The sequence below is a fragment of the Shinella sp. JR1-6 genome (genome assembly GCF_004284735.1).
Taxonomy (GTDB): Bacteria; Pseudomonadota; Alphaproteobacteria; order Rhizobiales; family Rhizobiaceae; genus Shinella.
Window position 1 is genome coordinate 1 of the sequence record NZ_SHMI01000015.1, and the last position, 22119, is coordinate 22119.

The 22119-nt window shown below is 64.2% G+C and carries 18 protein-coding genes; 11 read left to right on the forward strand and 7 right to left on the reverse strand.

Annotated features, from left to right (window positions below; genetic code table 11):
- Together EXZ48_RS22510 and EXZ48_RS22515 are read right to left on the reverse strand one after the other, a co-directional pair.
- The coding region (locus EXZ48_RS22510; RefSeq protein ID WP_245462301.1) for a methyl-accepting chemotaxis protein at window positions 1–1500 on the reverse strand (1500 nt) is incomplete at its 3' end.
- A 227-nt stretch (window positions 1501–1727) separates the two neighbouring features.
- Window positions 1728–2357 (reverse strand): TetR/AcrR family transcriptional regulator, encoded by a 630-nt coding sequence (locus tag EXZ48_RS22515; protein ID WP_050745305.1) that lies wholly within the window; start codon window positions 2355–2357, stop codon window positions 1728–1730.
- Window positions 2358–2501: 144 nt separating this feature from the next.
- On the opposite strand from EXZ48_RS22515, the gene EXZ48_RS22520 reads away from it, so the two are divergent.
- The 3 genes from EXZ48_RS22520 (at window position 2502) to EXZ48_RS22525 (ending at window position 6272) form a co-directional block, all read left to right on the forward strand.
- Complete coding sequence (locus EXZ48_RS22520; protein WP_130518431.1) at window positions 2502–4538, forward strand: NADH:flavin oxidoreductase; 2037 nt, start codon at window positions 2502–2504, stop codon at window positions 4536–4538.
- 484 nt (window positions 4539–5022) lie between these two features.
- Entirely contained in the window at window positions 5023–5190 is a 168-nt protein-coding gene (locus tag EXZ48_RS34960) for a hypothetical protein (RefSeq protein WP_165909386.1), read from the forward strand.
- Window positions 5191–5375: 185 nt separating this feature from the next.
- Window positions 5376–6272 carry an alpha/beta hydrolase gene (locus EXZ48_RS22525; protein WP_130518432.1) on the forward strand — a complete coding sequence of 299 codons (897 nt, stop codon included), beginning with the start codon at window positions 5376–5378 and terminating at the stop codon, window positions 6270–6272.
- Between the two features lie 88 nt (window positions 6273–6360).
- On the opposite strand, the gene EXZ48_RS22530 is transcribed toward EXZ48_RS22525, so the two are convergent.
- From EXZ48_RS22530 to phnD, 4 genes are read right to left on the reverse strand one after another with little or no spacing between them, the layout of a single operon-like run.
- Entirely contained in the window at window positions 6361–7500 is a 1140-nt protein-coding gene (locus EXZ48_RS22530) for an ABC transporter substrate-binding protein (protein WP_245462303.1), read from the reverse strand.
- A gap of 34 nt (window positions 7501–7534) precedes the next feature.
- Window positions 7535–8635: an ABC transporter ATP-binding protein gene (locus EXZ48_RS22535; RefSeq protein ID WP_130518436.1), complete on the reverse strand. Its 1101-nt coding sequence runs from the start codon at window positions 8633–8635 to the stop codon at window positions 7535–7537.
- The gene (locus EXZ48_RS22540) at window positions 8635–10479 is read right to left on the reverse strand and encodes an iron ABC transporter permease (protein WP_130518438.1); all 1845 of its coding nucleotides are present in this window, start codon (window positions 10477–10479) and stop codon (window positions 8635–8637) included. The genes EXZ48_RS22535 and EXZ48_RS22540 overlap by 1 nt, the downstream gene beginning before the upstream one ends.
- Before the next feature lie 42 nt (window positions 10480–10521).
- Window positions 10522–11484, reverse strand: coding sequence for a phosphate/phosphite/phosphonate ABC transporter substrate-binding protein (phnD, locus tag EXZ48_RS22545; protein ID WP_130518440.1), 963 nt, complete (start codon window positions 11482–11484; stop codon window positions 10522–10524).
- Between the two features lie 100 nt (window positions 11485–11584).
- On the opposite strand from phnD, the gene EXZ48_RS22550 reads away from it, so the two are divergent.
- From EXZ48_RS22550 to EXZ48_RS22565, 4 genes are all read left to right on the forward strand, one after another.
- The gene (locus tag EXZ48_RS22550) at window positions 11585–12265 is read left to right on the forward strand and encodes a response regulator transcription factor (RefSeq protein WP_130518442.1); all 681 of its coding nucleotides are present in this window, start codon (window positions 11585–11587) and stop codon (window positions 12263–12265) included.
- The gene (locus EXZ48_RS22555; RefSeq protein WP_130518444.1) at window positions 12265–13653 is read left to right on the forward strand and encodes a sensor histidine kinase; all 1389 of its coding nucleotides are present in this window, start codon (window positions 12265–12267) and stop codon (window positions 13651–13653) included. Before EXZ48_RS22550 ends, EXZ48_RS22555 begins: the two co-directional genes overlap by 1 nt.
- Window positions 13653–14654, forward strand: coding sequence for an ABC transporter substrate-binding protein (locus EXZ48_RS22560; protein WP_023513914.1), 1002 nt, complete (start codon window positions 13653–13655; stop codon window positions 14652–14654). Before EXZ48_RS22555 ends, EXZ48_RS22560 begins: the two co-directional genes overlap by 1 nt.
- Before the next feature lie 75 nt (window positions 14655–14729).
- Window positions 14730–15239 (forward strand): NUDIX hydrolase, encoded by a 510-nt coding sequence (locus EXZ48_RS22565; protein ID WP_037407534.1) that lies wholly within the window; start codon window positions 14730–14732, stop codon window positions 15237–15239.
- A 24-nt stretch (window positions 15240–15263) separates the two neighbouring features.
- Here the strand turns inward: EXZ48_RS22565 and EXZ48_RS22570 are convergent, their stop codons facing one another.
- Window positions 15264–16139 carry a LysR substrate-binding domain-containing protein gene (locus tag EXZ48_RS22570; RefSeq protein WP_130518446.1) on the reverse strand — a complete coding sequence of 292 codons (876 nt, stop codon included), beginning with the start codon at window positions 16137–16139 and terminating at the stop codon, window positions 15264–15266.
- 113 nt (window positions 16140–16252) lie between these two features.
- Between EXZ48_RS22570 and EXZ48_RS22575 the strand changes: the two genes are divergently transcribed.
- From EXZ48_RS22575 to phnY, 4 genes are all read left to right on the forward strand, one after another.
- Window positions 16253–17905 carry a Na/Pi cotransporter family protein gene (locus EXZ48_RS22575; protein WP_130518448.1) on the forward strand — a complete coding sequence of 551 codons (1653 nt, stop codon included), beginning with the start codon at window positions 16253–16255 and terminating at the stop codon, window positions 17903–17905.
- Between the two features lie 103 nt (window positions 17906–18008).
- Entirely contained in the window at window positions 18009–19211 is a 1203-nt protein-coding gene (locus tag EXZ48_RS22580; RefSeq protein WP_130518450.1) for a 2-aminoethylphosphonate--pyruvate transaminase, read from the forward strand.
- A 17-nt stretch (window positions 19212–19228) separates the two neighbouring features.
- Window positions 19229–20491 carry a phosphonoacetate hydrolase gene (phnA, locus tag EXZ48_RS22585; protein WP_130518452.1) on the forward strand — a complete coding sequence of 421 codons (1263 nt, stop codon included), beginning with the start codon at window positions 19229–19231 and terminating at the stop codon, window positions 20489–20491.
- Between the two features lie 10 nt (window positions 20492–20501).
- Entirely contained in the window at window positions 20502–21956 is a 1455-nt protein-coding gene (phnY, locus tag EXZ48_RS22590; protein ID WP_130518454.1) for a phosphonoacetaldehyde dehydrogenase, read from the forward strand.
- The last annotated feature ends 163 nt before the right edge of the window (window positions 21957–22119 follow it).

The following is a 22119-nucleotide window of genomic DNA, read 5'->3' on the forward strand; positions in this document are numbered from 1 at the left end:
GCGGGTGCGCGAGACGAGCGAGCCGACTTCTTCCGCGCGGCGGGTGGAATCCTTCACCGTCGTGGTGATCTCTTCCAATGCGGCGGCGGTTTCCTCCACGGAGGCGGCCTGCTGTTCGGTCCGCCGGGCAAGCGCGTCGGCGGAGCCGCGGATCTCGTTGGCACCGCCGTCGATCGCCAGAGCCTTCTCGCCGACCGTCGACATGGCCTGGTGCAGACGGGTGACGGAGTTGTTGAAGTCGATCCGCAGGCGGTCGAGGTCGCCGGCGAAGGGCGTGTCGATGCGGGAAACGAGGTCACCGTCGGCAAGACGGCCCAGCGCGTCGGCGACCGTCTGGACGGCCTGGGCGACGGTCTCTGCTTCCTGTGCCTTGATCGCGTCGCGCTCGCGGCGTTCCTGTTCGCTCAGCGCCTGGTTCTCTTCCGCCGCACGCGCAAGGCGCCCGCGTTCGATGATGTTTTCGCGGAAGACGGTGACGGCGGCCGCCATCTGGCCGATTTCGTCGGTGCGTCCGGCGTCCGGGATGGTCTCGGAAACGTCGCCGCGCGCCAGCTTGCTCATCATGCCGGTCATGCGCACCACCGGCCGCACGACGAGGCTCGACAGAAGAAGGGCAAGGACGCCGATCATGGCGAGAACGCCGACGGCAGTGGCGATGGTGGCGGCGATGCGGAATTCGGAAATGCCGGCATAGGCCATGTCGCGGTCGACGATCAGGCAGAGATACCAGCTGTCGAGCACCGGCAGGCCGGTGACCTGCACGAAGCGTACGAGGACGCGCTTGCCGTCGAGTTCGGTTTCCGTCAGCCCGGCCGCCTCGATGGACGGGGTCTCCTGCGGGAACACCTCGGTCAGCGGCTTGGCGACGAGATCGCCGTTGGGATGCACGAGGACCGTGCCGGACTTGTTGACGAGGAAGGCGGACCCCATGCCGCCGAGATCAACCTCGCCGATCATGCCGAGCAGTCCCTGCAGGGGAAAGTCGGTGCCGGCGATGCCGAGCAGCTTGCCGTCGCGCTTGACCGGAGCGGTGGCGCTGATCACGAGCTTCTGCGAGGCGGAATCGACATAGGGATCGGTCAGCACCGGGGCGTCGAGCCTGACGGTATCCTTGTACCAGCCACGCTTGCGCGGGTCATACCCCTTCGGCATCGTCGCGGCGGGAATGCGTGTCATGGTGCCGTCCTCGCCGCCGAAATAGACGAGGGCGAATTCGCGGCTGAGCAGCGCGTTGTCAAAACCCTTGAGAATGTCCTGGGTATTTTCCGCCCGGGTGACGCCGGCGCCGGCGAGCTCGGTCAGCATGACGCGGGCATTCAGCCAGTTGGCGATACCGGTAGCCGCCAGCTCGCCGGCGGATTCGATTTCGGCCGCTGCTTCCCTGGAGAGGGTGTTTCGCTGAAGGCTGTCGATATAGACCGAAAAGCCGCAGAAGGCCGCAATGACGGCGAGCGAGGCGGCCAAAAGAATTTTGGTCATGAGATTGAAACGTGTGCTCAAGGAAACCCCCCAGTATTCCATTGCCGAACGGCACGCGTCTTGCGCGCATGGGCTCGGCACAGCAAATGTCAGGAAAAAACGCGCCTTCATGGCAGCCGGCGCGAGAACCGCGCTCGTGATCGGTAAAATTGAACGGAGTTCGTTAACACTCACCTAAGGCGGCGGCATTTGCCCGGATTGTAAGTGAAATAGGCCGGGTCCGTCATGCTCGCGGAATTTTCCTGCCCTCAGTCCGGCTTGTAGCCATGCCGGGCGAAGAAGCGGTCGAGTTCCCGTTTCTGCGGGGTTTCTCCGGTGTAGATCGCGATGTAGTCGGGAATGCGCTTCATCCGTAGCGCGGTGTCCTCGGTGGACTGCATCGAGATGTATCCGATCTGGACGAGATAGGTCGTCCGCGCGCGAACATCCGCCGGGCCCTCGTCATAGCCGAACCGCACGAACATACGGCCGATCGCCTCTATCCTTGTCTGGTCTGCTGCCTGCACCTCAGCCAGGATGTCAGGCGATTGCAGCGCCCAGCTGCGCACCGCGAACTCGAACTGGGAATCGAACAGGTCCTTGTTCAGCCAGCAGTCGAAGACATTGAGCATCGCTTCGGCGAGCGTTTCCGCATAGGCCTCGGACTGCTTGACGAGATTGCCCGTGTTTTTCTCCCGCCAGCGCGCGATCAATGCGCTCAGCAGCTCCTCCCGATCCTTGAAGAACCAGTAGAAGCTGGTGCGGGACAGATTGAGCCGCTTGGCGAGCGGCAGGATCTTGACCGATTCCACGCCGGATTCGAGCAGGCAGTCATAGGCGGCTTCCAGCCACCCTTCAGGGGAGCCACGCCAGCCGTTGTCGCTCGTCGCCTGTTCCATGCCGACCATCTAACGAATCCCATATGTCACGACAAGCAGAATGTGCATTCATGTTCTCTATATTGACTATGATGTCATTGATATTGACACTAGTGTACATTTTCCCTTAGCGTTCGCAAAAGATCCCAGTCCGGAGCCCGTGGCATGTCGAACGACCCTCTGCTTCAGCCCTATCAGTTGAAGCATCTGACCCTGCGCAACCGCATCATCGTCACGTCGCACGAGCCGGCCTATCCGGAGGACGGCATGCCCAAGGGCCGTTATCGGGCCTATACGGTGGAGCGGGCGCGCGGTGGCGTGGCGCTGACCATGACGGCCGGCTCGGCTGCCGTCTCGAAGGACAGTCCGCCGGTCTTCAACAACCTGCTCGCCTACAAGGACGAGATCGTGCCGTGGATCCGGGAAATGACCGATGCCGTGCACGAGGCCGGCGCTGCGATCATGATCCAGCTCACCCATCTCGGTCGCCGCACACGCTGGGACAAGGGCGACTGGCTGCCCGTCCTCGCCCCCTCCCACCAGCGTGAGGCGGCGCACCGTGCCTTCCCGAAAAAGCTGGAAGACTGGGATATCGCGCGCATCATCAAGGACTTCGCCGATGCAGCCGAGCGCATGAAGGCGGGCGGCATGGACGGCGTCGAGCTGGAAGCCTATGGCCATCTCATCGACCAGTTCACATCGCCACTGACCAATGAGCTCGATGGCCCCTATGGTGGTTCGCTCGACAACCGCCTGCGTTTCTGTTTCGACGTGTTCAAGGCGATGCGTGAAAGAGTCGGCGAGGATTTCATTCTCGGCGTGCGCTACACGGCCGACGAATGTCTTCCCGGCGGGACCGGGAAGGCCGAGGGCCTTGAAATCTCCCGCCGTCTCAAGGAAAGCGGTCTCATCGACTACCTGAACGTCATCCGTGGCCATATCGATACGGATCCGGGCCTGACCGACGTCATCCCGATCCAGGGCATGGCAAGCGCGCCGCATCTGGATTTCGCCGGTGATATCCGCGCCGCAACCAGGTTTCCGACCTTCCATGCGGCAAAAATCCAGGATGTTGCGACGGCGCGGCATGCGATCGCCGCCGGCAAGGTCGATATGATCGGCATGACCCGCGCGCACATGACCGACCCGCATATCGTGCGCAAGATCATCGAAAAGCGCGAGGACGACATCCGCCCCTGCGTCGGCGCGAACTACTGTCTCGATCGCATCTACCAGGGCGGCCTTGCCTTCTGTATCCACAACGCGGCAACCGGCCGGGAGGAGACGATGCCGCATGTGATCCCGAAGGCGGATGTGCGCAGGAAGGTTGTGATCGCCGGAGCCGGCCCGGCCGGCCTCGAAGCGGCAAGGGTCTGCGCCGAACGCGGCCACGAGGTGGTGGTGTTCGAGGCGGCGAGCGATCCGGGCGGCCAGATCCGCCTGACGGCACAGAGCGAACGCCGGCGCGAAATGATGAGCATCATCGACTGGCGCATGAGCCAGTGCGAAAAACATGGCGTCACCTTCCGTTTCAACAGCTGGGCCGAGGCGGACACGATCCTTGCCGAAAAACCCGATGTCGTGATCGTCGCGACGGGCGGCCTTCCGCATACGGATGTCCTTTCGAAGGGCAACGAGCTGGTGGTCTCCTCCTGGGACATCATTTCGGGCGATGTGAAACCGGGCACCAACGTCCTTGTCTACGACGATGCCGGCGACCATGCCGGGCTGCAGGCGGCCGAACTCATCGCCAAGGCGGGTGGCAAGGTGGAGATCATGACCCCGGATCGCGCTTTCGCGCCGGAGGTCATGGCGATGAACCTCGTCCCCTATATGCGCGCATTGCAAAAGCTCGACACGACCTTCACCGTCACCTACCGGCTGGAAGCGGCGGAAAGGAGCGGCAACCAGCTCATCGCCCATGTCGGCAGCGATTATGGCGGCGTCGCCCGGGAGCGCGTGGTCGATCAGATCGTGGTCAACCACGGCACCATTCCGCTGGACGAACTCTATTTCGAGCTGAAGCCCGGCTCGCGGAACCTCGGCGAGGTCTCCTATGACGCGCTGCTTACCGGCACGCCGCAGACCATCGCGCGCAATGCGGACGGCGCCTATCAACTCTTCCGGATCGGCGATGCGGTCGCCGCCCGCAACACGCATGCGGCGATCTATGATGCACTGCGTCTTGCCAAGGATATCTGAGACCACCCGTGTGCCTGCCGGCGCCTTGCGAACGCGTCCGGCGCGCCGCTCCGGCGGAAGATCGCTTTGCGTTCCGGCCCGGCAGGGCAAACCGGTTGACATCGCGCTTTGCCGGTGTCTTCTTCCCGTCCGTGATGCCGAAGCAGTAGAGCTGCGGGCACCGCCATCGTCTGCATTTCCTGGAAGAGCAGACGAAGCAGAAGAGTTTGGAACCGTTGAATGCCGGCAGTCATCGTCGTCAATCGTATGATGGAATTCTTTTCCAGCCTGGCCCTCGGCTAGCGGCGAGCGCTGTTCTGCGTCCCTTGGCGGGATGAATACATCAAAAGTCGGAATCTGTTCGTTGGGAAAGCGCCGGTGTCGTCGCCCGTCGCATCGGCACGCCGCCAGTTCCGACTTTTCGCTCCGTGTCCTCGTCTGGTGCTCTGTCGCCGCTGCGAGGCGACTTGAACACTTGATCTGAAATCACCGAAAAGGAGGGGACATGAAACGCATCGATCTCCTGGCGCGTCTCAAGGCTGTCGAAGGCAATGATCTCTACAGAGGCAAGCGGATCGGCTCCCTCAGCGCTTACATGAGCGATGAGCAGCTTGATAAGCACATCCGCGATATCGAGGACCGGATGCATGCGAACCGGCCGCAGCCGGAGTGACCGCCTGTCGTGCAGCCTTGATAAACACAGGGTGATCGGGTGGCGATGTCGCCCGATTGCCGCGCTTGCGAGGCGCCTTGCGGCATGTCTGCCGGGTGACGAATCATATAACAGGGGAATCCCAGTCAACTTTTATGCGGCAACGGCAGCATTTCGCATCGCCCTTTCGGCTGCCCGGAGAGACCATGTCCCATTCATCGTCCGACGTTACAGGATCGCCCGTCACGCTTGCCGGTGCGACATTCACGGATATGAAACTCGGCACGGGCGACCAGCCGCACCGGATCTTCCTCTACCGCCCGCCAAGACCGGCTCCGCCTGAAGGCTGGCCAGTGCTCTACATGACGGACGGCAATGCCTGCTTTGCGACGGCCGTCGATGCGCAGAAGGTGCAGATGTCCTATCCGAGCGGCACGAACGTCTGCGACGGTGTGATCGTGGCGATCGGCTACCCCACCGACGATGCTTACGATCCATTCCGCCGTTCCTGGGATCTCAGCCCGCCGCCCGGCCGGACCTATCCGCCGTTCTTTCCCGATACGCCTGACGTCAAGACCGGTGGCGGTGACGGCTTTCTCTCCGCGATCGAGGACGAGGTGAAGCCCTGGGTCGAGCGGCAGGTGCCGATCGACCGGTCTCGCCAGGCGCTTTTCGGTCATTCCTTCGGGGGGCTGTTCGTGCTCCATGCGCTCTTTACCAGGCCGCATGCGTATCGGCGCTGGATCGCGGCAAGCCCGGCGATCTACTGGGAGGATGCGGCCATTCTGGCGACGGAGCAGGCGTTTCTGGAGCGTTCCCACGTGCCCCCGGGCATCGAACTGCATCTTTCCGCCGGGCAATATGAAAGCGAGACGCGCATCGCCCCCTTCCACAAGGGTCGGCCCGACGAGGCACAGAGACAGGCCCGTGCGCTCGAAACCAGAACGGTGGAACTGGCCCGGACGATGGCGGAACGTTGGCAGGCGTCCCCGGGTCTCGCCGGTGTTGCCCATTTCGAGGAGTATGCCGGCGAGAACCATATGTCCGTTCTGCCAGTTGCCCTGAACCGTGCCGTCCAGATCGCCTTCCGGCAGGAGACGTAGCTCCGGCTTGGAGAGTGCTCGTTGGATGTTATGCGCGGTCGGCAGCCGGGCGGAAGAACCCCGCGCGCCGAAGCGTGCGGGGCAAAGATCAACGGGAGTGCTGCAGCCAGAAGTCCTGCCAGTCCTGCAGCTTGGCAAAATCGTCCTGGCTCGTTTCGGAGTGGTTGACGTAAAGCTTGTCGACATGGCTCGCGATGCCGGAGACTTCGCTCTCGGGCATCTTGGCCTCCGTATTCGTCGAGATCTTGCCGTCGCCGAGCTGCGGGGCCATGCCTTCCTCGGTCATCATGAAGCGGGCGAAGAGCTTTGCTGTGTTCGGGCTCTTCGTGCCGGCGGCGATGACGGCGACGCGCGGCGTCAGCTGGCCGATCCACGGCTTCATCTCCTTGCAGATGCCCATGCCGTAGCCGTCCTTCTTGGCGTCGCGGAAGATCGCGACGGAGAGGAAGCCGATCGGCGGCTTTTCCTCCTTCGCGCCGACGATCGGGCCGACATCGGTGTCGCTGCGCGTGACCTTCGTTTGGTTCCTGGCGAGACGCTTGACCCATTCGGCCGTTGCGCTGGCCTCGTCGGTCGTCAGCTCCTCGCCGAACTGAGCCTTGTAGGCCTCGCGCATCGCGGCGTCTTCGTGTGTCGCGAGCTGGTTGAACCAGAACATCGTCTCGTTGCGCAGCAACGGATCGGGAATGGCGACGCGGCCCTTCCACTCCTCCGTCGTCAGCGCCCAGAGGTTGTCGACCGGGCAGGTCTCGCCGTTGACGTCGGTGTTGTAGGCGAAGACCCAGGGATTGTTGCTGGTGATCGCCGGGCTCTGGTAGGCGGCCGGGATCTTGTCCTTGAGATCAGGCGCGAGCCAGGAGATGCCGAAGCCTTGCGGCAGGATCTGGCTGGTCACCGACGGCAGGTTGCTCATGTTGAAGACGTCGGTGCGTACGTTGCCGGCGGCCGCTTCCCGGGCGATGATCTGTTCCTGATCCTGGCCGCTCATCTTCACGCCCGTCGCCTTCAGGCCGTATTTCGCCGAGAAATTCTCGGCCATGCTGACGATCTTGCCGGTCGCGTCGATGACCGTGATCGGCTCTTCCTTCTTGGCGGCCTCGATCAGCGCCTCCAGCGAATAGTCGCTGTCGGGAATGCCGATCTGCTTGGCCTCCTGGGCCATGGCGCCCGTCAGGCCCATGGCCAGGACGGATGCGCTCGTGAACAGGCTGATCAATGTCTTAGGCATCATTTCCTCCGTTGCCTTGATGGCGCATGCCCTGTCAGAGGGCGATGCGATTCCTGTCCCGGTCGAAAAGGTGCAGATGCTGCCTTTCGACCCAGAAATGGGTGGTCTCGCCCGCGGCCTTGCGCGGGTTTTCGGTTGCGATCGCGAAGAAGCGGCTGCCATCGACATCGAGCTCGACAATCCAGCTGCCGCCAGTGGGCACGATGTCGACGATGGTTCCCAGGCCGGCGGCGCAGCGCGCGGCCTCCGCCGTGTCGAGGTCGCCAAGGCGCACCGCCTCCGGCCGGATGCCGGCCGAGGCGACCTGGGTGCCATCGACTGAGAAATGCGCGAGAAGCCGATCGACCCAGCCATGCAGCGGGCCGGACTGCGCCTCGCCGCGCTCGACGATGTTGATCGGCAGGCTGCCGACGAATTCCGCGACGAAGCGGTTTGCGGGGCGCTCGTAGATGTCGTCGGGCGTGCCGACCTGCTGCAATTCGCCCTCGCTCATCACGGCGATGGTCGTCGCCAACGTCATCGCTTCCCACTGGTCGTGGGTGACGAAGACGATGGTGGAGCCGGCCTCTGCGTGGATGCGTTTCAGTTCCGCGCGCATTTCCAGCCGCAGCTTGGCGTCGAGGTTGGAAAGCGGTTCGTCGAGCAGGATGACGGACGGGTTCAGCGCCAGCATGCGGGCAAGCGCCACGCGCTGCTGCTGGCCGCCGGAAAGCTCCGCCGGGTAGCGGGAGGCATAGCGGACGATGCCAAGTTTGGTCATCACCCGGTCGACGGTGGCGTCGCGCTCGGCGGCAGGCGTCTTGCGCAGCTTCAGGCCGAAGGCGACGTTCTCGCGGATCGTCATGTGCGGCCAGAGGGCGTAGTTCTGGAAGACGAGGCCCATGTTGCGCTTTTCCGGCACGGTGAAGACGCCGTCGGCAACGGAGACGATCGGTTCGCCGTCGACGAGGATGCGGCCGCCCGTCGGGTGTTCGAGGCCGGCGATCATGCGCAGCGTCGTCGTCTTGCCGCAGCCGGAAGGGCCGAGCAGGCAGAGGAATTCCGACTTGCCGATTTCCATGCTCAGATCGCCGATGGCGGCGGGGCCGCCGCGGCCATAGGTCTTGCGGATATTTTCCAAGGTTATGCTGGACATTACTTGCTTCCCATGCCGTCTGAGAGGTTGGCCCGGCCGATCTTCTGGACGAGCATCGTGCCGGTGAAGGCGACGACGCAGAGCATCAGGACGACCGCATTGGCAGCCTGGCTGTAGCCGTAGTCGACGAGGCGGATTGCGTAGGTGGTGAGCAGGTCCGTGCCGGGAACGGCAAGGACGACGACGAGGCTGAGCCCCTTGATGCCGGAAATGAAGGGCAGGAGGATCGCCGAGACGAGGGCTCCGCGCTGGATCGGCAGCACGATGGAGCGCATGCGGCGCAGCCAGCCGGCGCCGACGATCTGGCCGGCCTCCTCCGGCTCGCGGCCGAGCTGCATCATCGAGGCGATGCCGGCGCGTGAGGCGAAGGGCATCTGGTCCGCGAGGATCGCCAGCATGAGGATGATCGGCGTGCCGTAGAGCGCCGGCAGCGGCGGGCGGGCGACGGCGAACATCGAGAGATAGGCGGCGGCAAAGGCGATGCCCGGCACAAGATAGGGCAGGAAGGTGATTTGCCGCAGCGCGACGGAGACGAAGCGGACGGGCGAGCGCACGACGGCATAGCCGACGAGGAGGCCGAGCACGCCGGCGCCGAGAGCGGCAAGGCCCACCATCCACACCGTGTTCCACAGCGCCAGCCAGAATTCGCCCGTCAGGAGAATGCCCTGGCGCAGCGCGGTCGTACCGAGATCGGTGCCGATCCAGTAGTCGAGCGTGAAATTGTCGAGGCTGAAAGCGCCCGGCACCCGCATGACCGTCGTCAGCGCCAGCGCGAGAAGCGGAATGCCGGCGCTGAAGGCGAAGACGGCAAGCGCCCAGAGGAAGGCCGGCGTCCGCCACTTGCCGAGCGGCGTGGCGCGCACCATCGCGCCCTTGGAGCCGATGGTGACAAAGCGCTTTGCTTCCTTCAGCAGGCGCATATCGATGAGGATGGAGAAGACGCCGAGCAGCACGATGACGCCGGCAAGCACGGCGGAAGCACCGGCCTGGCTGGTCGAGATCGCCCGGAACAGGGAGGTCGCGAGCACGTCGAAGCCTACCGGCACGCCGAGCACATAGGCGACACCGAAATCGCCGAGGCACTTGGCGAAGATCAGCGTGGCGGCCGAAATGAGCGAGGGCAGCATCAGCGGCAGGATGATCTTGCGCGCCACGTCGAGTGGGCTAGCGCCGAGACTGCGGGCGGAATCCTCCAGCTGCGTGTCGAACTGCTTCAGCGCATTGCCGAAGAGCAGGATGACGAAGGGCGCATAGTGCAGGGCGAGGATGAGCGCGATCGGCAGGGCGCCATAGGCCAGCCAATCCGGCGGGGTGACGCCGAAGGTCTCCATCCAGCCGGGAAGCCCGCCTGTCGTGCGATTCTTGAAAAGGGTCAGCCAGGCGAGCGCGAAGGTCCAGGACGGCAGCATGTAGGGGACAAGCAGGGCCGTCGAGAGCCACTTCTTGCCGATGAGGTCGGTGCGGGCGAGCAGCCAGCCGATTGGCCCGCCGACGAGGAAAGCGATGGCGATGGCACCGGCGGAGATGATCGCCGTATTGGCGAGCGGCCACCAGAAGAGATCCCGCGCGATGGGCGAGAGGAGGACGCGGTTGAGGTAGTAGAGCGTGAACGTCCCGAGCTGCTGCCCGGTGCGCGCGGTATCGGCGAAATGCACCGTTACGGCGTCCGCGAGCAGAAGCAGGACGGGCGCGAGGATGAGATAGGCGAAGACAGCGACCAGGGCCAGGCCGAGCAGCAGCGTCGGATCCGCGCTGTTGACGCGGATGAGGTAGGAGAAGCGTCTCCAGGGCGAGGCCGGCTCAGGACGTAAACGGTCCTCCGGCAAAGGGATTTGCAGGGTCATAGGCTCAACTTTGCGTTCGGAACGAAAAAGGTTGGGGGCGTGTCAGTCCGGGAGGGCGCCGACCGCGGCGATGACGTCGCGGACTGCCTGCCAGGCGGTGTCGTAGCGGAGCGGCAGGAACTGCTCGTCGCCGTTGAAGGCCGCTGTCATCTCCGGCGGGAAGCGGAAGGCGAAGAAGCAGGCTGTCAGCTTCTTCGCCAGCGCTGGATCGAGATCATGAGCGTGGGCGAAGGACGATGTCGGGAACAGCGGGCTCTGATAGAGGACCCGCAGGGCATGGCGATCCACCGCGCCGCGCTCCTCCAGCCGTTCGAGCACGTCGGAGGCGACGGCCGCCATGTCGTAGTCGCCGGAAAGCACACCCATCACCGACTTGTCGTGCGCTCCGGAGAGGATCGGCTTATAGTCGGTATCGGGTACCAGCCCTTCGACGGGAAAGAGCGCCCGGGGCGCGAGATTACCGGAGTTCGACGCCGCGGAAACATGGGCGACGCGTTTGCCCTTGAGATCCGCGAGCGTCTGGTAGGGCGAATCCGCCCGCACGATGGCGACCAGATGATAGCCGCGCAACGCCCCGTTCTCGCCTTTGCCGGCAAAGGGAACCGCCCCCGCCTTGTTGACGGCTTCCACCGTCGGGCCGGTGGAGAAGCCCGCGAAATGCAGGCGACCGGCGCGCATCGCGCTGATTTCGGCCGCGCTCGACTGCACGGGGTAATAGACGATCTGGCGATCGAGACAGTGCGACAGGTGCTGTGTGAAAGGCCGGAACAGTTGCGCATAGACCGCCGGATCCTCGATGGGGGCGAAGGCCCAGACGAGCGTATCGGGATTGCGCCACTTGGCCGGATCCGCCGGCAGGTCTGCCACGAGATCGCCATCGGCATCGCAATAGGCCTCGTCCAGACCGGAGCTCTGCTGGCACGGTTCGGCGCGGGCCGCCATGCCGCCGCCCAACAGCAGGCCGACCAGCATCATGCAGGCCGCTATGGCGCTGTAGCGTTTCATTTTATCCTCCCGAAGGGTTTTTACCGTCTCGCGTTCGGCAAAGCCCTTGCTATAGGATGAGGGAATAATCCAAAGTTCCTGTCAGAGTCCTGTCAGCATCATGCGCATCCTGGTCATCGAAGATTCCATCGACATCGCCGAGGCGATCGACGCGAAACTGTCGCGGGCTGGCCACCATGTCACGCTGGCCGAAGACGGTATCTCCGGCGAGGAGCTTGCCATCCACGGCGAATTCGACGTGGTGGTGCTCGACATCAACCTGCCGGGGCGCAGCGGTTTCGACGTGATGGCGCATATGCGCGGCCGCAATTCCCCGACGCCCGTGCTCGTCATCACCGCCCGCAACCAGCTGGACGACAAGATCAGCCTGCTCGATCTCGGCGCCGATGACTATATCGTCAAGCCGTTCGATCTCGGCGAGCTGGAGGCGCGGCTGCGCGCCGTCACGCGGCGGCACCAGGGCCTTGCCAAGTCGCTTATCCGGATTGGTACGCTTGAAGTGGACATGTCCGCCCGGGCGGCGCGGGTCACCGGGCGGCTGCTCGAACTGGGGCGCCGTGAGTTCGAGGTGCTGGAGGTGCTTGCGGTCCACGCCGGCAGTACGGTGAGCAAGGACCGGCTCTACATGAAACTCTTCGGCCATGACGACGTGGGCACGCCCAATGCCGTGGAACTGTTGGTCTCGCGCGTTCGAAAGAAGCTGGAATCGAGCGACGTGGAGATCGTCACGCATCGCGGCGCCGGTTACGTGCTGCGCAGCAAGGCCGGCACGGTGACCTGATGGCACGACTGTCGATCGAGCGCCGGCTGCTGATCACGACCGCTTGCCTCTTCCTGGTCATCGGCAGCGTCCTGGCGCTGACGGTGCGTGCCTATGCGCGGCGGGCCGCCGACGAGGCGTTCGACCGGGTGCTGACGGCCTCGGCCCTCTCGATTGCCGATACGGTCGCCATAGAGGAGGGTGCCGTCGCCGTCGACATTCCCTATTCGGCCTTCGCTATCCTCGGCACGTCCCGTCTCAACCGGGTCTTCTACCGGATCACCGCACCGGACGGCAGCCTGGTGACCGGCTCGCCGACGCTCGGCCTCGACATACCCGCGAACCCGAACGAGACGCTGCACCTGCACGACGCTGTCTATCGCGGCGAGCCGGTGCGCATCGCCGCCGTGCAGCGCTACCGCGCCGACACGGTCACCGGAACGGGCGGCTGGATCGGCATCCAGGTGGCCGAGACGCGGGAGGCCCGCCGGGAGCTGGCAGGGCAGCTGACGCTGAACGGCATGCTACCGGCGGTGGCGATCGCGCTGCTTGCCTGCGGCCTCATCCTCGCCTCGGTGCGCTCGGCCTTCTCGCCGCTGCGCCTCATCGAAAGCAATCTCAGGGCCCGTCGTCCGTCCGATCTCAGCCGCATTGAGACCGAAGTTCCGGCCGAGGTCTCGGCGCTCGTTTCCGCACTCAACGACTTCATGGACCGGCTGGGTTCGGTGCTTGACGGTGTCAAGCGCGTGACGGCGGATGCGGCTCACCAGCTGAGGACCCCGCTTGCAGCCATCCAGGCGCAGGCCGAGGTGGCGCTGGAAGAGGTGGCCGGCGAGCGGGTGAAGCGGCGCCTGACGCGCATCCACCACAATGCGCGCGAGGCGGGCCTCCTGGCCAACCAGCTGCTCTCCGACGCGACGACGCTGCACCGCCTCGAAACGCAGGAGCGGGAGGTTGTCGATGTCGGGCAGTCGGTGCAGGACGCGCTGCAGATGCTTCGGGCGGAGAGTGCCTATGCCGGGCTGATGCAGTCGCTTGCCCTTCACATGGAGGGCAGTGCCCTGCGCGTCATGGCTGAACCCGTGGTGCTGCGGGAAATGGTACGCAATATTGTCGAGAATGCCTTCATCCACGCGCCGGGCCCGACGCTCGTGCGGCTCTTCGAGCGGCAGGGGCAGGCCGTGCTGCAGGTGATGGACCGGGGGCCGGGCATACCGGATAGTGCCAAGGGCCGGGTGTTCCAGCGCTTCGTGCGCGCCGATCACCGGTCCGCCGGCTCAGGCCTTGGCCTGGCGATTGCGAAGGACGTGGCGGTTGCCTTCGGCGGCGCGATCGCGGTGGCCGACCGAGAGGGCGGCGGGCTTGTCGTCGAGGTCGTTCTGCCGGTCATTCGGGAAAGGACGGAATGATGCGGCTTTTTCCTGAGGGCCTTCGGTTGCGGAACGTCGGCGCCCTTCTCCTTCTCATGGCCTTGGTGATGCCGGGTTTCGCGGCGGCGCAGGAGCGCACGCTGCGGCTGGCCGGTGTCGTTTCCGAGGTGCGCATGGCGCCGTTGATCGTCTCGCTCTCGGTGAACCTGCCCGGCACGCGGCTCGTCTACAGCCGGCTCTCCTCCGCGCAGATCGCTGCAGCCGCCCGCCGCCCGCAGGATGCGCCGTTCGACATCGCCTTCCTGTCCTCGCCCGACGTCGCCGTTTCCATCGCCAACGAGGGTTATGCCGTGCCCGACGAGGCGGCCGGCGCGATGGCCGGTGTGCAGTGGCGCAACGAGGTCTTTGGCTTCTGGTCCGATCCTGCCGTGATCGTCGTGCGCAAGGCGGCATTCGAGAACCGCATGCCGCGCACCCGTATCGAACTGGTGCGCTCGCTCGAGCAGAACAGCGGTCGATTTGCCCGCCGCGTCGGCGTCGTCAATGTCGGCATTGACGATATCGGCTATCTGCTCGCCTCGCAGGATTCGATCCGCACCTCGCTCTATTGGCGGCTGATCCGGGCGCTCGGCGGGGCGAAGGCGAGGATCTATGACACGACGGACGATCTCCTGGAGGCGTTGCAGGCCGGTGATCTCGACGTTGCCTATAATGTGCCGCTCTCGGCCCTGCGATCCGGCGGCGACCTGCCCGAGGGCATGGAAGTTCTCGTCCCGCAGGATTACGTGCTCGCCGTTCCGTGGACGGTGCTGATGCCAAAGGGGGCTGCGAACCTGCGCGAGGCCCGCATCCTGCTGCACATGCTGCTGGCACCGGAGGGTCAGACGGCACTTTCCTCCGCAGGCTTTTCGCTCCCGCAGCAGCCTGCGGGTTTCGAGGGGCTGCAGAAGATCGAGCTTGGGCCGGAGCTTCTGGTCTTCCGTGACATGATCAAGCGCAGCCGGTTTCTTGATGCCTGGTTCCAGATGGTCGTCGGCTGAGGGCGCGCCTTTGACATGGTGGGCAACTCGTCATAGGTTTCGCCCCCATTTTCCGATGCTTTGGCGGCAAGAACCCTGAAAACGACCAAGAAGACCAAGGCGCAGAAGAGCCGCAGGCCCAAGACCCTTCTGCAGAAGCTGGCGGCTACCCCCGAAAAGCTGTTTTCGGGGGCGTTTCGCCAGCAATATGCTGCCCTGTGTTTCCGCATTGCGCCTGAAGGCCCCGGGATCGAAGTCCTCGTGGTAACCTCGCGCGATACCGGCCGCTGGATCATTCCCAAGGGCTGGCCGATGAAGGACAGGAAACCCTATGAGGCGGCCGCGATCGAAGCCTTCCAGGAGGCAGGCATTCGGGGAAAAGTCCACAAGAAACCGGTCGGCAGTTATACCTATCTGAAACTGCTCGACGACGGCGACGTGGCGCCCTGCATCGTCGATGTGTTCCAGATCGAAGCCACCGAGCTTGCCACGAAATTTAAGGAAAAGGGCGAGCGGCGGCTTGCCTGGGTCAGCCCGGACGAGGCGGCGCGTCGCGTGCGCGAAATCGAACTCAAGTCGCTGCTGGTGGAGTTCAAGCCCCGCTGAGGCCACCCTTTCGCGGGACTAGTGTCATCCCGCGGCCGGCGCAAGCTTTCTTGCAATGTCGAAGAAGGCGTTGACCAGTTTGCCGTTGGCACGCTCGCGCAGACAGATAAGGGCCTCGTCCATCAGCATTTCAGGCGCGTCGATGGGTATCGGGACGAGGCGGTTATCCTGCCCGAACTCGGCGGAGGAGACGAAGCCGACCCCGCCGCCCGCCGCCACGATCTCACGGACCGCCTCCCGGCCTTCCGCCTCGATGAGCGGCGTCAGCGACACGCCGCAGACGGCGGCCATCGCCTCCAGCTTCTGGCGGGTCTTGGAGCCGCGCTCGCGCATGACGAGAGGATGCGTCGCCAGTTCCGGGAATGTCACGGTCCTCTGGCCGGCGAGGGGATAGTCGCGGCTGGCAAAGGCGATGATCGGCGTCGAATTGAGCTTCAGGATCTCGAAGTCGCTGGATTGCGGCACCTCGCCGAGCACGCCGATATCCGCCTCATAGGCGTGCAGGCTGGTGATGACCGTCTCGGTGTTGCCGGCGTCGATCGAGACCTGCACGGTCGGATAGGCTCGACGGAAGGCCGCGAGGATGTGCAGGAGATGGTGGGCGGCATCGGCGACGATGCGCAGCTTGCCCGCCCGGAGCGCGCGGGATTCCGACAGCAGGTCGAGCGCCTGCTGCTCCACGTCGAACATGCGCCGCGTGACTTCCAGAAGCTGCTGGCCGGCCTGGGTCAGCGTTACCTGCTTCTTGTTCCGGTTGAAGAGCAGGACGTCGTATTCCTCCTCCAGCTTGCGTACCTGATCGGAAATGGCCGGCTGGGTCAGGAACAGTGCTTCCGCTGCACGCGAAAAGCCGCCGTGGATGGCAACGTTATGAAAGGCACGAAGCTGGACATAGCGCATGCGGCGACCCCCATTGATAGATTGAATCTATGCTTTCATTAATACGAACGATTTGATTTATGTAAAGCCGCGACGGATAGTTTTCGGTTTCCATTCTCTTGCGGAGCACGCCCATGAGTCTGCCGGCCGTCGCCCTCGAACTTGCCGCCGCCACCGTTCTTCTGCTCTACGCCGTCAGACTGGTGAAGACCGGCGTCGAGGCGGCCTCGGGTGATCTCGTGGCACGCAGTGTCGGTGGAGGCGGCAGCCGGCTGCGGGCGGCGCTTTATGGGTGTCTCGTCGCCATCGGCCTGCAGAGCTCCACGGCGGTCGCCATGCTCGCGGCCGGCTTTGCCATCAGCGGTGCGCTGGCGCTCGATGTTGGGCTCGCGGTGCTGCTCGGGGCGGATCTCGGCTCGGCGCTGGTGGTCAAGATCCTGTCCTTTGACCTTCATTGGCTTGCGCCGCTGCTCATTGCCGCCGGCGGGCTGCTGCATCTGAAGGCGCGTAAGCGCAAGACTGTCGAAGCCGGTCGCGCCGTGCTGGGTATCGGCCTCCTGCTCCTGTCGCTGCAGATGATCGGCCACGCGACGGCACCACTGGCGCAAAGCCCGCTGCTGCCCTCCGCCATCGCCTTCATCGGCAAGGACGGACTGACAGTGATGATCCTTGCCGCGCTCTTCACCTGGGTGCTGCATTCCAGCGTCGCTGCCATTCTTCTCATTCTCACCTTCGCGGCCAGGGGCATCGTGCCAATCGATGTCGGCATACCGCTTGTCCTCGGTGTCAATCTCGGCGGCGGGCTGATTGCGCTCTGGCTGACGCGCGGCCTGCCGGTCGAGGGACGGCGCCTGCCGCTCGGCAATCTGTTCTTCCGCGCGCTGTTCAGCGTGGCGATCTTCACGCTGTTTTCGCTGGATGTACCCTTTGCATGGCTGCCGGGCGACACCGCTGCCGGCAAGCTGGTCAACCTGCATGTGCTGTTCAATGCTGCGCTGGTTGCCGTCGGGCTCGTCACCTGTGGCTCGATGGCGCGCCTGGTTCGACTGCTGACGCCAGAGGTGGCGCGGGAGGGCGACTTTACCGCCCATGCCAGCGCGCTGGACCGTGCGCTGATCGACAAGCCGGCGCAGGCTCTGGCGGCTGCGGCGCGCGAGGTGTTGTACATGGGCAACCTCATTACCCGTATGCTGGAACCGGTGATGACGGTGATCGAGGCACCGACGCCCGAAGCCGTAAAGGCGCTCCGCCGCATCGATGGCGATATCCACCGGGCTCACAGCGAGATCAAGCTCTATATCGCTACGGTCAACCGCGGTGTGCTGACGGAAGAACAGTCTGCTCGCGGCATCGAGCTTACCGAAGCGGCAATCCATCTTGAATATGCCGGTGATGTGGTGGCGAAGAGCCTGTTGCAGATGGCGGAGGAACGGCTTGCCGGAGCGGGTGCCTTCTCGCAGGAGGGCTGGCGCGAGCTGACGCTGCTGCATGCTGCGGTGTCTTCGAATGTCCGGCTTGCGGCCAATCTGCTTGTCTCGCCGGACCCGGTCATTGCTCGTGAGATGGTGCGGCAGAAGGAGCACGTGCGCCGTCTCGTCGAGGAGAGCAGCAAGAGCCATCTGGAGCGGCTGCGCCAGGGCATAGGCGCGAGCATCCAGTCCAGCGACATGCATCTTGAGATCGTACGTGCGCTGAAGGAGGTCAATTCTCTGGTCACGACCATGGCCTATCCGCGCCTGCGCGAGACGGGAGACCTCCTGGAAAGCCGTCTGATCCCTGCTGCCTGAAAGGCATAAATTTAATCGATGGATTGATACAAAAGAACGATTTTACAGATATGTGTTTCCACCGCATTGTCACATCCGGAAAAGCCAAATGCGAGGACGGACCATGCCCAACACCGCTTCTGACAGAACCATCGCACCGCTGGAGACGCCACGGCTCGGCGAGCCCTATCTCCTGACACCCGGCCCGCTGACGACGGCTTACGAAGTCAAGGAAGCCATGCTGCGGGACTGGGGCTCCTGGGATGGCGACTTCCGCGCCATGACGGCGGACCTGCGCCGCCAGCTGCTCGAGATCGCCGGCGATACGGCCGGTGAATTCGACTGCGTGCCGATGCAGGGCAGCGGCTCGTTCTCGGTGGAGGCGATGCTCGCCAGCTTCGTGCCGAAGGACGGCAAGGTGCTGGTGCTGAGCAACGGTGCCTATGGCAAGCGTATCGCCCAGACGCTCTCCTATCTCGGCCGCGACCATGCCGTCATCGACAAGGGTGACTACATGCCGCCGCGCGGTGTCGAAGTCGCCGCGGCGCTGGATGCCGACCCCGCCATCAGCCATGTCGTCGTCGTCCATTGCGAAACCAGTTCGGGCATCCTCAATCCGCTGAAGGAAATCTCCGACACCGTCTACGCCCGTGGTCGCAAGCTTCTCGTGGATTCCATGAGCGCTTTCGGTGCGGTGCCGGCCAGCCTTTCCGACTTCCGCTACGAGGCGATCGTCTCCTCGGCCAACAAATGTATCGAGGGCGTACCGGGCTTCGGCTTCGTCATCGCCCGCAAGAGCGAACTTGAGGCCGCCAAGGGCCGCAGCCATTCGCTGAGCCTCGATATGCATGCCCAGTGGGATTACATGAACAAGACCGGCCAGTGGCGCTTCACGCCGCCGACCCATGTCGTCGCCGCGTTCCTGGAGGCGCTGCGCATCCACCGCGAAGAAGGTGGGGTTGCCGCCCGCGGCGCGCGCTATGCCCGCAACCGCGACGTCATGGTGGCAGGCATGCGCGAGGCCGGCTTCGAGACGCTGCTCGCCGACCAGTGGCTCTCGCCCATTATCGTCACCTTCTTCAGCCCGGCCCACCCGGCCTTCGCTTTTGACCGCTTCTATGAACTGATGAAGGAGAAGGGCTTCATCATCTATCCCGGCAAGCTGACGGTGGTCGACAGTTTCCGTGTCGGCTGCATCGGCCGCATGGACGAGCATGTCATGCGCCGTGTGGTGGACGCCGCCCGCACGTCCCTTGCCGAAATGGGCGTCGATAGCGCCGCCCCGCCGGCCATCGCCCTTGAAGAACGCAGCCGCCTGGCGGCCTAACGAGAATGGAATCCCCGATGAACCAGATGTCCAAGATCACCGTCACCGCCAACCGCCGCACCTATCCCTGGCCGAATGTCCCGGCCATCGCCATCTGCCTCGACGGCTGCGAGCCGGCCTATCTCGACGAGGCCATCAAGGCCGGGCTGATGCCGACGCTCAAGCGCATCCGCAAGACAGGTACGGAGCGCACCGCGCTCAGCGTCATCCCGAGCTTCACCAACCCGAACAATCTCTCCATCGCCACCGGCCGCCCGCCGGCGATCCACGGTATCTGCGGCAACTATCTCTATGAGCCCGCGACCGGCAAAGAGGTGATGATGAACGACCCGCGGTTCCTGCGCGCGCCGACCGTCTTCAAGGCTTTTTATGATGCCGGCGCCAAGGTCGCCGTGGTGACGGCGAAGGACAAGCTGCGCGCACTGCTCGGCCATGGCCTGAAGTTCGACGAGGGCCGCGCCGTCTGCTTCTCTTCGGAAAAGTCCGACACGTCTACCAAGGCGGAACACGGCATCGACAACGCCTCGGCCTGGCTTGGCCTGCCGGTGCCGGAGGTCTATTCCGCCGACCTCTCGGAATTCGTCTTCGCCGCGGGCGTGAAGCTCCTCAAGGAGTTCCGCCCCGACGTCATGTACCTGACCACGACCGACTACGTGCAGCACAAATATGCGCCGGGCGTGCCGGAGGCCAATTCCTTCTACGAGATGTTCGACAAGTACCTGACCGAACTCGACGCGCTTGGTGCGGCAATCATCGTTACCGCCGACCACGGCATGAAGCCGAAGCACAAGGCAGACGGCACGCCCGACGTCGTCTACGTCCAGGACCTGCTCGACGAATGGCTCGGCAAGGACGCCGCCCGCGTCATCCTGCCGATCACCGACCCCTATGTCGTGCACCACGGCGCGCTCGGCTCCTTCGCCACCGCCTACCTGCCTGAGATGGCCGACAAGGAAGAGATCATCGAGCGGCTGAAGGCGATCGAGGGCGTCGACGTCGTCCTGTCGCGGCCGGAAGCCTGCGTCCGCTTCGAGCTGCCGGACGACCGCATCGGCGACATCGTGCTCGTCTCCTCGCAGAACAAGACGCTCGGCACCAGCGAGCACCGGCACGATCTTGCCGCGCTCAACGAGCCGCTGCGCTCGCATGGTGGCCTCACGGAACAGGAAGTACCCTTCATCGCCAACCGCACCCTGCCGGAACTCTCTTCCGCCGGCACGCTGCGCAATTTCGACGCTTTCTACTATGCACTCGTCGCCGCCGCGCAGCCGGCGCATTGAGGAGGGAGCGATGACAAAAGTCGAAACGACATTCGCGATCCGCCACGAGCCGATGCGGATCGCCGGCAAGAAGGTCGATACCGAGGGGCGGGTCGAGGTGCATTATCCCTGGAACGACGCCGTCATCGGCACCGTCCCGGCCGGCAATGCCGAGCACGCGAGAAAGGCCTTCGAGATCGCGGCCGCCTACCAGCCGAAGCTGACGCGCTACGAGCGTCAGCGCATTCTCCTGAAGGCGGCCGAACTGCTGGTCGCCCGCAAGGAGGAGATTTCCGATCTCATCACGCTGGAGCTCGGCATTTCCAAGCAGGATTCGCTCTACGAAGTGGGCCGCGCCTTCGATGTGCTGACGCTGTCCGGCCAGATGTGTATCCATGACGATGGCGAGATTTTTTCCTGCGATCTCACCCCGCACGGCAAGGCGCGAAAGATTTTCACAACGCGCGAGCCGCTGACCGCCATCTCGGCGATCACACCCTTCAACCATCCGCTCAACATGGTGGCGCACAAGGTTGCGCCGGCCGTCGCGACCAACAACTGCGTCGTGCTGAAGCCGACGGAGCTGACGCCGATGACGGCGCTCATCTTCGCCGACATCCTCTATGAGGCTGGTTTGCCGCCGGAAATGCTGTCCGTCGTCACCGGCTGGCCCGGCGATATCGGTATGGAGATGATCACCAATCCGAATTTTGACCTGATCACCTTCACCGGCAGTGTGCCCGTCGGCAAGCTGATCGCCGCGCACGCCCATTACAAGCGCCAGATCCTCGAACTCGGCGGCAATGACCCGCTGATCATCCTCAACGATCTCTCCGACGACGATCTCGCCAGGGCGGCCGACCTCGCCGTTGCCGGCGCGACAAAAAATTCCGGCCAGCGCTGCACGGCCGTCAAGCGCATCCTCTGTCAGGAGCGTGTTGCCGACCGTTTCGTGCCGCTGGTGCTGGAGCGGGCGAAGAAGCTGAAGTTCGGCGATCCCATGGACCGTGCGACGGAGCTCGGCACCGTGGTGCACGCCAGGGCCGCCGAAGTCTTCGAGCGCCGGGTGCATCAGGCGGCGGAAGAGGGAGCGGAAATCCTCTACAATCCCGGCCGCAAAGGCGCGCTGCTGCCGCCGATCGTCGTCGATCGCGTCTCCCATTCGAGCGAGCTCGTCATGGAGGAGACCTTTGCGCCGATCATCCCGATTGTCCGTGCACCCGACGATGACGACGCGCTGATCGCGCTCTCCAACTCCACTGCCTTCGGCCTTTCCTCCGGCGTCTGCACCAACGATTTCCGTCGCATGCAGAAATATATCGCGGGGCTGAAGGTCGGTACGGTCAACATCTGGGAAGTGCCGGGTTACCGCATCGAGATGAGCCCGTTCGGCGGCATCAAGGACAGCGGCAACGGCTACAAGGAAGGCGTCATCGAGGCGATGAAGAGCTTTACCAACGTCAAGACCTTCTCCTTGCCGTGGTGATCTGAAGCAATCCCCTGCGGGATCACCCCTTCTGGGAGCCGTTTCGTGCGGCTCCCTTTTTTGTTGCCTGCTTTTCTTGCGGAGCGTGCCGATTCCGGCAGCAAGGGGCTTTGAGACGCCTGTTCAAGTGGCAGGTTTGTTATAGTTTTTATCTTCCAAACGA